9 protein-coding genes are annotated in these 13,546 nt (G+C 50.6%); 4 read left to right on the forward strand and 5 right to left on the reverse strand.

Annotated features, from left to right (window positions below; translation table 11 throughout):
• Nucleotides 1-399: 399 nt before the first annotated feature.
• On the reverse strand, nucleotides 400-1,341 hold the full coding sequence (locus JFC11_RS10520; RefSeq protein ID WP_038480643.1) for a sodium-dependent bicarbonate transport family permease: 942 nt from the start codon (nucleotides 1,339-1,341) through the stop codon (nucleotides 400-402).
• A 259-nt stretch (nucleotides 1,342-1,600) separates the two neighbouring features.
• A complete protein-coding gene (gene ggt, locus JFC11_RS10525; RefSeq protein WP_198349520.1) occupies nucleotides 1,601-3,340 on the reverse strand; it encodes a gamma-glutamyltransferase in 1,740 nt (579 codons plus the stop codon).
• Between the two features lie 228 nt (nucleotides 3,341-3,568).
• Between ggt and JFC11_RS10530 the strand changes: the two genes are divergently transcribed.
• The 3 genes from JFC11_RS10530 to JFC11_RS10540 all read left to right on the forward strand — a co-directional run bounded on the left by JFC11_RS10530 (nucleotide 3,569) and on the right by JFC11_RS10540 (nucleotide 6,198).
• Entirely contained in the window at nucleotides 3,569-4,537 is a 969-nt protein-coding gene (locus JFC11_RS10530; RefSeq protein WP_095604427.1) for a LysR family transcriptional regulator, read from the forward strand.
• A 100-nt stretch (nucleotides 4,538-4,637) separates the two neighbouring features.
• Complete coding sequence (locus JFC11_RS10535; protein WP_038480638.1) at nucleotides 4,638-5,594, forward strand: calcium/sodium antiporter; 957 nt, start codon at nucleotides 4,638-4,640, stop codon at nucleotides 5,592-5,594.
• A 10-nt stretch (nucleotides 5,595-5,604) separates the two neighbouring features.
• Nucleotides 5,605-6,198: a hypothetical protein gene (locus tag JFC11_RS10540; RefSeq protein WP_198349521.1), complete on the forward strand. Its 594-nt coding sequence runs from the start codon at nucleotides 5,605-5,607 to the stop codon at nucleotides 6,196-6,198.
• On the opposite strand, the gene JFC11_RS10545 is transcribed toward JFC11_RS10540, so the two are convergent.
• Nucleotides 6,160-7,962 carry a TRAP transporter permease gene (locus tag JFC11_RS10545; RefSeq protein ID WP_198349522.1) on the reverse strand — a complete coding sequence of 601 codons (1,803 nt, stop codon included), beginning with the start codon at nucleotides 7,960-7,962 and terminating at the stop codon, nucleotides 6,160-6,162. The two genes, JFC11_RS10540 and JFC11_RS10545, sit on opposite strands and share 39 nt — an antisense overlap.
• A gap of 87 nt (nucleotides 7,963-8,049) precedes the next feature.
• Nucleotides 8,050-9,027 carry a TAXI family TRAP transporter solute-binding subunit gene (locus JFC11_RS10550; protein ID WP_198349523.1) on the reverse strand — a complete coding sequence of 326 codons (978 nt, stop codon included), beginning with the start codon at nucleotides 9,025-9,027 and terminating at the stop codon, nucleotides 8,050-8,052.
• 441 nt (nucleotides 9,028-9,468) lie between these two features.
• Between JFC11_RS10550 and nhaD the strand changes: the two genes are divergently transcribed.
• A complete protein-coding gene (gene nhaD, locus JFC11_RS10555; RefSeq protein ID WP_198349524.1) occupies nucleotides 9,469-10,947 on the forward strand; it encodes a sodium:proton antiporter NhaD in 1,479 nt (492 codons plus the stop codon).
• A 59-nt stretch (nucleotides 10,948-11,006) separates the two neighbouring features.
• Here nhaD and JFC11_RS10560 read toward each other — a convergent pair whose 3' ends face one another.
• Nucleotides 11,007-13,532, reverse strand: coding sequence for an EAL domain-containing protein (locus JFC11_RS10560; protein ID WP_038480623.1), 2,526 nt, complete (start codon nucleotides 13,530-13,532; stop codon nucleotides 11,007-11,009).
• Nucleotides 13,533-13,546 lie beyond the last annotated feature (14 nt).

Here is a 13,546-nt window from a genome sequence, read left to right on the forward strand (position 1 = left end):
ATCTAAGGCGTTAGCAATAGACATGTTTTCTAGAGGTATACTGCCTTTTCATCTATACCAGCTAATTAATCACAATGCGTCATCGCACTTTCAACACTTCAACGACATTGCGATCACATCACTGTTACAAAAGAATACGAGGGTAACGATGACTTAACGTGTCCATTCCTCGGCTTTTCGTGCTGCTTCCAGGGGAAATACGCATGATCCAGCAAATAATACTGCTGAACTAAGTACGTTAAGAAACTATTCAAATTTATCTATAAAACCTTCTAAAACAGAAAAATAAACTAAAAAACGCCAGCTTTATAAGCAAGAAGCTGGCGTTAAATTTCAATCAAACAACAAATAACTCCAACAAAAGGCGAATCAAATTGAAGCGATAGCGCGACCCATTTGTTAGTTAAACAAATACTCCAGCAGCCTATGGTAAAGAGGGATCCCAAGCATCACGTTGAGAGGAAAAGTAATGCCGAGTGACGCTAGCATAGCAAGCCCAATGTTCGCTTGAGGGATAGCTGCGCGCATTGCAGCCGGCGCCGCTATATAGGAGGCACTAGCAGCCAATGCGGCAAGAATCACCACAGAGCCCACTGGCAAACCAACTAGCGTACCTACCAGAATCCCCAGCAATGACAGCAGCAATGGTGTGACCAGTGCAAAGGTCACTAAGCGCCAATGATGCCACGGCATTGGGCGCAGTGTTTGCGCGGCGGTTAACCCCATTTCTAGCAGGAACAACGCCAGCACGCCTTTGAAAGCTCCAGTAAACAGTGCGGTGACTTCCTCTCCTTGAAATGGCCCGTATAGCGTGCCGATCACGACCCCACCCGCTAACAGGATAACGCCTCGATTGGTTAAAGTTTCATGCCATAACTTGCTGGTGCTCTCTTTAACAGCGGCTCCTTGATAGCGTCTAAACAGGGCAATCGCCACCATAATCGCGGGTAGCTCCATAGCGACCAAATAGAGCGTTACTTCACTCCCCACCGCTAACTGACGTGCTTCTACATACGCCAGAGCGACCGCAAACGTACCCGCACTGACCGAGCCATAATGAGCAGCAATGCTAGCGCTGTCGGCGGCGGAAAGGCGCACCCAGCGGCGCAACACTGGCATCAGCATCAGCGGTATAAACGCTGAAAGCAGCGCTACGCCGGTAAGTTCTGGCACCAACCCCCAATGAATATTGCCATGCAGTGCCATTCCTCCCTTTAAGCCAATGGTGAGCATTAATAACAGGCTTAGGGTGTCGTAAGTAGCTTTAGGTACCTGAAGATCCGACTTCACCGCTCCGGCGACTAGCCCCAATAAAAAAAACATCACCACAATATCTGGCATCACCACTGCTCCCTAGGGTCAAAAGAGACTGCATTTTGCGAGCGATGACACTAGATAACTAATAATATATTGAAAGAAAGTCATAGATAATTATCTATGGAGCTATCATCACCCTATCACGACTCATTAATAAGCAGTGGTGATAGTTAATAGGCAGTGATGATAGTTAAACTAAGGACTTGAAAGAGTAGCTAGACGCGATGCCGGAAAGACCCCGCCCTGAGCAATCAGGGCGGGATGGTAAGAGCCTAACGTAACGTTAAAGGCCAATAGCAGATGAGGTGGATCGGCGAGGATCGGCACCACCCAAGAACATCCCATCTTTGATCATGATTGACTGAGCAGCGCCCATGGCTGACTGCTGACTGACCGTGTGGCCACGCTCTTCAAGCAAGTTAAGTGTATCTGGACTAAAGCCTGCCTCAACGCGAATCTCATCAGGCACCCACTGGTGGTGCATGCGCGGTGCGCTAACCGCTGATTGTATATTCATATCATGATCAATAACGTTCATTAACACCTGTAGCGTTGTGGTGATAATACGTGAACCGCCGGGACTGCCAGTAACCAGAAAGTTTTTGCCGTCTTGTTTGACGATAGTGGGCGTCATAGACGAAAGCATTCGTTTGCCTGGCTCGACTTTGTTGGCTTCGCCGCCAATCAATCCATAGGCGTTGGGCACGCCGGGCTTGGCTGAGAAATCATCCATTTCGTTGTTGAGCAAGAAGCCCGCGCCATCCACCACGATTCCAGAACCATAGCTGAAGTTGATGGTGTACGTGTTTGAAACTGCCAGACCACCATCATCTACAATGGAAAAGTGAGTGGTTTCATTAGATTCGTAGTCGTTCGGATTGCCAGGCGCAATGTCTGCACTAGGGGTAGCTTGATCGCCAATCTGGCTACGCAGTTCGGCTGCATACTCCTTTGAGGTGATCCCGGCTAGAGGCACATCGACAAAGTCAGTATCGCCCAGGAACTCCGAGCGGTCAGCGTAAGCACGTTTCATGGCTTCGGCCATTAGGTGCATGCTTTCAGCAGAGCCAAAACCGAGTTCACCGATGGGGTATTCTTCGAGAATGTTCAGCATTTGCACAATATGAGCACCACCGGAAGAAGGAGGGCTCATGGCGTAAATATCGTAGCCGCGATAAGTACCATGGCTGGGCTCACGGATGATGGGGGTGTAACTAGCCATGTCTTCCATGGTGATCAGCCCATCGTGACGCTCCATCTCGGCAACGATCAGCTCTGCCGTTTCTCCTTCATAAAACTCGCGAGCCCCTTGTTCAGCAATGCGCCTGAGTGTCGCAGCTAGATCAGGTTGCTTGAAAATATCGCCGACCTCGTAGGCGCTACCGTCCTCCTTGAAGAACTTGGCCATGCTCGCATCCCAGGGCTCAAAGCGTTCTCTGGTCTCTTGTAGCCCTTGAACAAAGCGTGGAGGCACCGCGAAGCCATCTTCAGCAAGACGAATGGCGGGCTCCAACGCTTCAGCAAGACTTAGCGTGCCATACTCTTCCAGGGCCAGAGCTAGCCCCGCAACGGTGCCAGGAACACCCGCGGCCAAGTGAGTAAAGCGGGAACGCTCGGTCACTGCATCGCCATTTTCATCTTGGAACATAGCTTCAAAAGCAGCCGAAGGGGCCATCTCGCGGTAGTCGATGGCAATGACTTCGTCGCTTGTTTCATCCGAGATCAGCATAAAACCGCCACCACCAATATTGCCGGAACGTGGCTGGGTCACCGCTAGCGCAAAGCCAGCTACTACGGCTGCATCAACGGCGTTGCCTCCTTCAGCAAGCACATCACGGGCAACCTCTGAGGCAAGAAAGTGGCTGGTAGCGACCATGCCATGGCTACTCTCTTGAGGATGAAAGCGCTCACCTTCCAAGATCGCTTGCTGAGAGAATGCCTGTGGAGAGACTAACAACCCGCCGATACATAAACTGGCCGTCAGCGTTTTAAGCGGACGCGAAGTTAAAAAGGGGATCAACATAGGTGGAATTCCTTATAGTTATTAGCTTACAAACACCGAGATTATCAAGGAACACTTTGCTGTCAAGCAGTGTTCTGGATCTTGAGGAGCAGCCCAACATGCATCACTTTAGTGAAACGTAGTTTAAACTCACATGCCCACACCTACCCGTCAACGGCAAGAGATAAGTCTAGCTTTTCGATGATGGCTTGCCAGGTATTCAGAGACGCCCCAGGAGTTGCGGTTGCCATGAACATTCGCCATCTGACCTTTAGGTTGCTCCAGGTATACGTAACCGTCGTTAGATGTGGCTCCATCAGCGAAGCCGCAAGACAGCTTCACCTTACCCAGCCAACCGTGTCACAGCAGTTGAAACGCCTCAGAGAAGCGGTAGGCAGCCCGTTGTTAGAACAGCATGCCCAGCGACTGACGATGACCGCCACAGGGCAAGCGCTTTATCAGGCAAGTCGGGATGTTTTGGGGCGCTTTGACGACTTTGCGGACCAGCTCAGTGATTTACAGTATGGCAGTAAGGGGCGATTTAGCATTGCCCTCGTGAACACTGCTCAGTACGTCTTACCACGCCTCTTAGGGCCTTTTAGTCAGGCGTTCCCTGATGTCGATGTCACCGTTCATATCGGTAATCGTCGACAGGTATTGGCGCGCTTTGAGCGCCAGGAAGACGATCTTTATGTCTTTAGCCATCCGCCCGCGCTTGCTCACGCGGTCGCGTCACGCTTTATGCGCAACCCCTTAGTTGCCATTGCCGCCGCCGACCACTCTCTGGCTCAACAGAAAGCCGTGACGATGGAGCAGCTACTAAGTGAGCGCTTACTGCTACGCGAGCCTGGCTCTGCCACACGCATGCTATTAGACAGCTGGCTGCAAGAGCACGGACTGACCATGCAAAAAACATTACAGATGGCCAGTAACGAGGCCATACGAGTAAGCGTGGCAGCCAATATGGGCGTTGCAGTGTTATCTGAACACGTTTTGCCTAATGAGCATCCTGACCTAGTAGTATTACCCGTTCAGGGGTTACCTATTGAAAGTCACTGGCAATTTATAGTGCGTAATGATCAGCGCCTTCCACAGTCAGCACAGCGCTTTCTTCACTACGTTCACGAACACCTGACACAGTGGATTGAACCGCGCTTTGTATGCAATGAACTAGACACCCTACTGAACGCCTACCCGACGTTTCCTTTGCGTGGATAGCGCTTCGATTCATTGACTTGCAGACGCAGCGATTCCCGCTAATGTGTGAAGCCTACGCTTGGAATAACGCCTAAGTGAGCACACTAAGAGATTAGATAGCATGCTGTATGGGATAAGTTTAGCCGTCGGTATCGTACTATTAACACTGGGGGGCGAAGCTCTCATCCGTGGCGCTGTCGCCGGGGCCAAACGAATGGGAGTCTCTCCACTGTTAACGGGCCTCGTTGTCGTTGGTTTTGGCACATCTTCCCCCGAACTGGTTGTTTCCATTGATGCCGCCATTCGCCAGCAACCAGATATTGCCGTCGGCAATATCGTGGGCAGTAACATAGGCAACATACTGCTGATTCTTGGTCTTTGCGCAGCCATTTGCCCCATGTCAGTACAGCCGCTGGCGCTAAGACGAGACGGTGTGGTGGTGGTCGGCGCTAGTCTGCTATTTATTGCTCTGGCCTGGAGTGGCGCGCTCGGCCGTTGGGATGCGGTCATATTATTAGCCGCGTTGACGGCTTATCTCATTTGGGCATATCGCACTGAACGCGCTCAACCACTTCCCGCAGCCGAAATGCATAGCGCAGAAGCAGACGAACTCACTGCAATTCCAAGCTCAACAACCATGATAGTTATGGCGCTTATTGTGGGGCTCGCGATGTTGATAGGTGGCTCGCAGCTGTTACTTTATGGTGCCATTGGCTTAGCTCAAGCCATGGGTATTTCCGAAGCAGTTATTGGCTTAACGATTGTTGCGGTAGGTACCTCGTTACCCGAAATGGCGGTATCGGTGATTGCGGCTCTTCGCCGCCACGCTGATGTGGCTGTCGGAAATATTTTGGGCAGCAACATTTTCAACCTTCTAGGCATCTTAGGTATATCAGCTTTTCTACAGCCCCTGCCTATTGCCGAGCGAGTAAGTCAGTTTGACCAATGGGTGATGCTCGGAGCAGCAGGCGTATTGCTACTGTTTCTTTACACAGGCATGCGGTTATCTCGCTGGGAAGGCGCCGCGCTACTGGGCGGCTATGTAGCCTACCTTACGCTAAGTTTTACAATCGTCTGAGGAACTAGCTGTGCAAATTGCCACCCTCGGCCCTAGCGGCAACAATCATGAATTAATTGCTCTGCGCTATTTAGCGAAGCATGGTCAGCCATCCACGAATCTTCATCTTTTCGAACAGTTTGAAGAGGCGTTTGAAGCGCTGGTTGAGGGGCGAGTAAGCCACCTACTCCAGTGCACCGCTCACTTTTCCCACAGCGATTGCGTGGGCCGCTATATGCACCGCGCCTATCCGGTTGATGTCTTTATTGCCGGCAGCAAGCCTTTAGCGTTAGTTGCCCAGCGTAGTATTGCCTCCCCTCATCATGTAGCTATTCAGCCAGCTACCCGCCACTACACGGATTTAAGCAGCTTTGGCGATATTATCGAAGCACCCACGACGGTTGCCGTGGCAGAAGGCTTGCTAGCGGGTACCTTTGAGGCCGGGATTTGCGCTGAAGAGGTCGTAAAACAAGCGCCTGAGCAACTTAAGCTGGTGCAGTCGCTGGGGCCTGCACTAGATACCTGGGTGGTGTATGCCACCACCCAATTACCGGCCACGTCGCCGTTGTTTTTAAACCATGCGCCATTAAACGAGAAAGATAACAGCCGCGCCCGCCACCACTAGTATTACGCGAAGCCAAATGGCTTTACGGGCAATGACACCAAACGAAATAGCCGTTAAACCAGCGGCTATTTTTAAACCATCGAGCAAAGCGCCCGCTGGATTAAAAGCAAGCTGAATAACGTCAGGGTTCGCGACCATCGCCAAGGGAATGATGTACAGCCCTATCCCCAGAGCCATAGCCTTAAGCGCTACTTTGAGCCAGTTTTCACCTACCATTCCAGCCGCGATAAACACTCCTCCACAGACAGGCGGCGTAATCGTCGAAAGCAGTGCGTACCAAAACACAAACAGGTGCGCCAACAACGGCTCTAATCCGAGTGATATAAGCGCTGGCCCCGCCACCGACACACAAATCACATAGGCTGCTGTTGTCGGCACCTCCATGCCCAAAATCAGGCAGGCCAGTGCGGTCAACAACAGCGCAGGCCATAGCAGGTCATTTGAGAGCGATAAGATACCCGACGTGATCTTTACGCCAAGGCCTGTTAACGAGAGCACACCAATCACCAGTGAGGCACACAAAATAATCGCGCCAATGGTGGCAATTTGCCGCCCTGCGGTAACCACCGCATCCGCTAAGCGATTTGCAAACCCAGTGATTGAGAAACGCAGCGTAACATCGACCAGCAGCAGCGCTACGCCGGCAAATATCGCAATACTAGCGGCATATTGAGGCGTGTACCCGCCGTTAAAAATACGCTCTAACAGCAGTACAAACGGCACCGCAAAAAAGAGTGATGTGATGAGCACTTCTTTGGCGGCTGGCTGCTCGCTGGCATCAATCGGCTGCAAGTCATGACGCGTTGCGTAGGCATTAATTCCCATCCATACCGTCAGAAAATAGAGCACGGCCGGTAGCGTTGCTGCTGCCATGATTTGTGTGTAGGGCGTGCCGGTTAGCTCTACCATGACAAAGGCTCCCGCCCCCATCAGCGGTGGCATTATTTGCCCGCCTGAAGACGCCACCGCTTCTACCGCGCCCGCAAACGAACGCGGGTAGCGCAAACGTACCATAGAGGGAATCGTAATCGCCCCAGTAGAGGCAACGTTCGCTGAGGCTGAACCTGAAATGGAACCCATCAGCGCCGACGAAATCACCGACACTTTAGCCGCACCACCGGTTAAGCGCCCAGCAACGGCACTCGCTAAATTCATGAAACCTTGGCCAGCTTCGCCAGCATTAAGCACCGCACCAAAGATCACAAAGATAGCCACGACACCCACGCTAACTCCCGTCAGCGAGCCCCAAAGCCCTCCTTCTGCAATCGTCAATGAGCCCACCATGCTTTGCAGCGGCAAACCAGGGTGACCAAACGCCCCCGGCACATACTGCCCGAAAGCCCCATAAAGCAGTGCCACTAGCGCAACCAACGGCAGCGGCCAACCAATCGCACGTCTTGCGGCCTCCAGGGCCAGCACAATTAAGAAAAGGCCAATCGCCATCTGCAGATGGGTATCAATAAAGCCATACTGATTCGCAAGCGTGGCTTCGTTAAGCGCGATGTAGGCGCAAGCTGCTATCCCCAATAGCGTCAGCCCCCAGCCACTAATGCGCTGAAAGGGGGTTTTAGCCATATAAATCAACACCCAAGGCAGCAGTAGCGCCATATGCAACGGCCTGCTCACCAGGGCGGGCGTTAAACCGTAAAAAATAAGTCCTAAATGAAACCCAACGCTAATGACACCTAACGCGATCCAACCAGGGGGCGCCACCGCATAAGGTGTGGCGTTATCAACCGTCTGAGACGAAAAAAGAGCATGCATGCCGAGTTGCCTATCCCTATAAAACAACGCAACGGCCTACAGACCGTTGCGTATTATCAGTGCCAAAAAACGCTGCTAAGGCAGCCTTTATCGAAGAGCGTCAGGCACATCGACTCCCGCTTCTTCATAATAACGCAGTGCACCGGGGTGCAGCGTACCGGTCATATTACTCAGCATGTCAGGCGAGATACTGCTCCACCAAGCCGTTTCTTCAGCCATGGCATCGCGACGCTCCCAGAAGGTTTTTGTCAGCGCATACGCGGTATCGTCATCCATTTGTGAAGTTGTATAGGCGATGACCGGCAGCGACGTAGTTTGAACATCCTCATCCACGCCTGGGTACGTGCCACCAGGAATCGTCTGACGAGCAGCGCCTGTTTGCGCTATCTGCTCATCGCTAAAGCTAACCAGGGTGATTGGCATGCTGGCAGCCGTTTCAATAACATTCGGGGTTGGGAAAGAGCTGGCCGTCACAAAGGCATCAATCTGACCATTTTTTAACGCATCTGGCCCACTTCCAATAGAAGCATCAGCAATACGCACTTTCTCTTCCAGCCCGAACAGCTCTAGATACCGAGCAGCTTCCCGAGCGCCAAAAGTACCTCGGCCGATTAAGATATGTTTATCTTCAAGCGCAGCCATATCGGCCACACCGCCATCGCCTGCAATCACAAAATGCATAGTGATAGAGGGAATAGGAAATAGGCCGCGGATTTCTTGGAAACGAGGATGCTGACGCTCGGCAAAAGCCCCTTCCCCAGCCATAGCCTGTTCAACTAAGGCTGGCGGCGTAGTGAATACATAGTTACCTTGCCGGGCCATCACCTCCATCACGTTCTGCACCGAGCCCTGACTCTCTTCTAGTGTCAGGATAATGGCATCGTCAGTGCCTTGGCGCACTGCCTCAGAGAGCTCAACACCCATCTGGTAATAGGCGGTTCCCGCCGATGCTGATTTGTAGGTAACCCGTGTTTCTGCTTGTACTGTCATTGCAGCAGCGGCAAGGGCAAGCGTGGCGGCCGAGATGCCTAACGTGCGATAAAGGGAGCGAATTGAATGATGCATATGAGTTCCTTAACGTGTCCAACGGCCAGCTGTGTGGCCTCGTTTTTATTGACTAAAAGCGATGACAAAAGCTAAATTCCAAGCCTTTAGACGCGACATAATGATCAACCATACCAACGCAGCCATCAATATGGTCGCGCAGGTTGCTCAGTTTTATTACAGCCTGAAGATCGACCCACAAGCAGCAAATATACCTACAAAGCAACGGAGACCAACAAATATCGTAAATCTATTATGTTTATCTGACTTATGATTAAACTCTTTACATTTATTTGACCATATTGCTATTAGCTAAACGGATAATTTCCAAAAAAAAGACGTAATAACTTGCTTATCAAAGCATTTCATTCGGTTTAATTCCGTATTGCAATGCAATATAACTTGTTAAACTAACGCCGCTTATTCCCCCTACCTTTTAACCAATATAAGGATAAACACGCCATGCCGACGTTACATAATGACCCAGGCCAGCTCCGAGTTTCTCGTTGCTGGCCTTTTTTGTTAGCAGCCTTATTATTATGCATTAGTCCTTCCGCTTTTGCAGTGACTGGAGATATCGACTTAACCTCCTCAACCGTCGGATTTTTTGCCGTAGCAATCTTCGTGCTTGCCTATGCCTTAGTAATGGCAGAAGAAAAAATCCACATGCGTAAGTCTAAACCGGTACTGGTTGCTGCCGGTATTATTTGGGGACTCATTGGCTGGGTGTACGTCCAAAACGGCATGTCTGATACGTCAGAGCATGCGTTTCGTGTGACACTTTTGGAGTTCACCGAGCTAATGCTGTTCCTACTGGTTGCCATGACGTATATCAACGCCATGGAGGAGCGCCGTGTATTTGATGCCCTGCGCTCGTGGATGCTGCGCAAAGGCTTTAGCTACCGCCAGCTGTTCTGGTTAACGGGCGGCCTTGCCTTTGTGCTATCGCCAATTGCCGATAACTTAACCACAGCGCTGCTAATGTGTGCCGTTATCACCAAAGTTGCTGAAGGAGATAAACGCTTCATTAATCTCGCCTGCATCAACGTTGTGGTAGCCGCCAATGCCGGCGGTGCCTTTAGCCCCTTTGGTGACATCACCACGCTGATGGTCTGGCAAGCAGGTATTATTCAGTTCCAGGAGTTTTTCATTCTATTCCTGCCCTCCTTGGTTAACTTCCTTATTCCTGCTGTCATCATGAGTATATTTATTAAGGATCAGAAGCCCAGCAGCGTTTATGAAGATGTCTGGCTCAAACGCGGTGCACGGCGAATTATTGCGCTGTTTTTGATCACTATCGCCACTGCTGTGTTGTGCCATACGCTGCTGCACTTGCCGCCTGTACTCGGCATGATGACTGGTCTTGGCTACCTACAGTTTTTCGGCTATTACCTACGTCGCAGCCTGCCTCGCTCACTGGAACGCAAGCGTGAACGCTACAGCCGCCAAGGCGATAATAAAAAGCTTGAGCAGTTGGGTGGCGTGGTGCCGTTTGATGTTTTCAATCGTGTCGCCCGCGCCGAATGGGACACGCTACTGTTCTTCTACGGGGTTGTTATGTGCGTAGGTGGCCTTGGCTTTATGGGCTACCTTGGGCTGCTTTCCGAAGCGCTTTACACTGGCTGGAACGCCACCTGGGCCAATATTATCTTGGGGGTTGTGTCAGCAGTAGTCGATAACATTCCGGTAATGTTCGCAGTCCTGACCATGGAGCCGGAAATGTCCCACGGGCATTGGCTGCTGATTACGTTGACGGCCGGTGTAGGGGGAAGCTTACTCTCAATCGGTTCGGCAGCGGGGGTTGCGGTAATGGGCCAAGCGCGTGGCGCTTACACCTTTATGGGCCACCTACGCTGGGCACCCGTTATTTTTCTCGGCTACGTCGCCAGTATCCTTGCACATCTGTGGCTTAACGCCGACAGCTTTGCCGTCTTTGGTTAACGAACAGCTGTAATCAGCTCAAGCCCGCATCTAGCACTAACAAGTGCTGCGCGGGCTTTTTAGTACGTCTCAAATAAATACTCAATTGGCGTCGGGCGGCCAAATAAATAGCCCTGGTAGCGGTAGCAGCCATGACCTTTAAGCCAGTCAAACTGCTCTTTTTTCTCGACGCCTTCAGCCACCACAGTCAAGCCAAGACTGACCGCTAAAAGGATAGTAGTATCCACAATCGCCGCATCGGTCTTGTCTGTTAGCAATTCACGAATAAACGACTGATCAATCTTCAACTCATCCAGCGGTAAGCGCTTTAGATAGCTCAGCGACGAATAGCCTGTGCCAAAATCATCCAGCGCGAAGCGAATGCCTTGGGAACGAAGCTTTAGCATAGTGCTGCGGACTCGCGTGGGCTCACTCATCAACAGACTTTCTGTTACCTCCAACACCAAACGGCTTGGTGGGGCCTGGGTTTGTGCTAACAAGCTTTCTACATCGCGTATGAACCCAGGTTGCTGGAACTGCACCGAACTCACGTTAACGGAGATAGTGAGTGCTGCATACGCAGGTTGCTGCGCCCATTTTGCTAACTGTTCACAGGCTAATTTCAATACCCAGTGCCCAATAGGCAGAATCAACCCGTTTTCTTCCGCCAGAGGGATAAAGGTGGCTGGTGATACCCAGCCACGCTGAGGGTGGTACCAGCGTAATAAGGCCTCAACGCCAGTAGTGACGCCTTGATGATTGACCTGAACTTGGTAATGTAGCGACAGCTCATTGCGCTCTAAGGCTTGATGCAGATCCCCCTCAAGCTTGGCCCTCTCTAGCACACTAGTTTGCATATCCATATTAAAAAAGCGCAACGAGTTACCGCCAGCCGCTTTAGCTTGTTGTAGCGCCATATCTGCTTGTTGTAAAACATTGTTTACGCTTAACCCTGAACACTTAAACAGTGAAATGCCAATACTGGCGGTAATCGGCAGTGCCCGGTCGTTACGCAGCTTAGCAACCGCTTCTAAGAGCTGCCTTGCAAGGCGTTCAGCCTTGTGTGTTGCTTTACCTTGTTGCTCACCTAATGCATTTAACAGTACGACAAACTCATCGCTACTAAAGCGGGCAACGGTTGCCTCCTGAGGCAGGTGTATTTGCAATCTTTCGGCAACATTAATCAGTAATTGATCACCACTCTCGTGGCCTTGAATGTCATTCACCAATCTAAAATTATCTAAATCAACGATAAAGATTGCGCTGAAGTTTATTGTGCAATTATTTTGATCCGTGACATCGGCTAATAATTCCATGAGACGCCGACGATTTGGGAGACCTGTTAATGCATCATAAAACGCTAGGCGATGGGTTTTAGATTGCATTTCCAGATACTCAGTAAGCTCTGTAGAGATACCGCATAAGCTAGGCGCTTCACCTGGTGCCATGGTTAACGGCATCTTAATAGAAAGAAAAGTACGTACATGCTCCTCACCCTGCAGCATACTATGCTCTTCAACCGTTACTTTTTTGCCTGAATCTAAAACATTTTGATCGATTTTTCTTGTTGCTTCGGCGCTTTCGGCATCAAAAAAATCAGCGTCACGCTTTCCAATAATATTTTCTGTGGACTGATTAAAAAGCTCACTTATTCGACGATTGACGTAACGATACTTTAGCGAGGGAGATTTAATATAGATAAAGGCATCTACACTATCTAAAATAGTCGCCAATAGCGCCTCATGAGTAGTTAACTGATCTCGGTTAATTTTCATTCGGCGCTTAAGCAGTATGTTGCCTAAAAGCGCTAAAACAAGCAGTAAAATAAGTAAACCACCCCCCCACCACATCCATGTAGGAGTTAATTGTGATGGGGTTGACTTAGCTCGCCATGCACTTAACGTTTCATAATAAACAGAGCCATTATCCTGCTTCCAGCGACGTAAAACATCATCGATATGATTAAGTATCTCATCAGAGAGTTGAGGTGAGGCGGCATAAAAAAGCCTTGCTGGCTGAAAAATAACAGGCGTATCACGCAACCCATAATCGTGAGCCCGCCAGTCGCCAAATAGGTGATTAGCGGCCACAAGGTCTGCCTCACCATCCGCAACTGCCTGAAACCCTCTGGCGAAACTACTCACGGGCAGCCAAGTGACGTTGATATCAAAACGCTCGGTTACCGCCGCCAAATAGCTTTGCTGAACGGACCCTGACACCACGGCTACACGCTGCCCCTCAAGATCAAAAATAGCGCCGATCTTAGCCCCTTCACGCTGGTAAAGCTGTGACCAGCTATGCATCACCGGCTCTTCATGAAACGAGATACGCTGAGCACGCTCTACACTCCAGGCAACGTCAGGTAATAGGTCAATGTCTCCTTGCTCTAACAAGGTAAGACAGTGTTGAAAGTCACATTGAAGACTTTCAAGCTGCCACTGCTCTTCTTTGGCAATCGCCTGCAAAAGGTCGCCTAGCACGCCTCGAGGGCGACCTTCATCGTCAGCGAAGAGTTTTGGCGGATTGTGGTACACACCAACAGTCAGTATCTCAGCCGATAAGGGGGTTGTTGCCAAACACCCGCCTAGCAGTAATGTTCCCGACATAAAGTGGGCTAGAG

This window comes from Vreelandella alkaliphila, assembly GCF_016107625.1.
Taxonomy (GTDB): domain Bacteria; phylum Pseudomonadota; class Gammaproteobacteria; order Pseudomonadales; family Halomonadaceae; genus Vreelandella; species Vreelandella alkaliphila.

Bases quoted from the DNA above. Each gene is read 5' to 3' on its own strand.
- JFC11_RS10520 (WP_038480643.1), bottom strand. From the start codon at position 1,341: ATGCCAGATATTGTGGTGATGTTTTTTTTATTGGGGCTAGTCGCCGGA.
- ggt (WP_198349520.1), bottom strand. From the start codon at position 3,340: ATGTTGATCCCCTTTTTAACTTCGCGTCCGCTTAAAACGCTGACGGCC.
- JFC11_RS10530 (WP_095604427.1), top strand. From the start codon at position 3,569: ATGAACATTCGCCATCTGACCTTTAGGTTGCTCCAGGTATACGTAACC.
- JFC11_RS10535 (WP_038480638.1), top strand. From the start codon at position 4,638: ATGCTGTATGGGATAAGTTTAGCCGTCGGTATCGTACTATTAACACTG.
- JFC11_RS10545 (WP_198349522.1), bottom strand. From the start codon at position 7,962: ATGCATGCTCTTTTTTCGTCTCAGACGGTTGATAACGCCACACCTTAT.
- JFC11_RS10550 (WP_198349523.1), bottom strand. From the start codon at position 9,027: ATGCATCATTCAATTCGCTCCCTTTATCGCACGTTAGGCATCTCGGCC.
- nhaD (WP_198349524.1), top strand. From the start codon at position 9,469: ATGCCGACGTTACATAATGACCCAGGCCAGCTCCGAGTTTCTCGTTGC.
- JFC11_RS10560 (WP_038480623.1), bottom strand. From the start codon at position 13,532: ATGTCGGGAACATTACTGCTAGGCGGGTGTTTGGCAACAACCCCCTTA.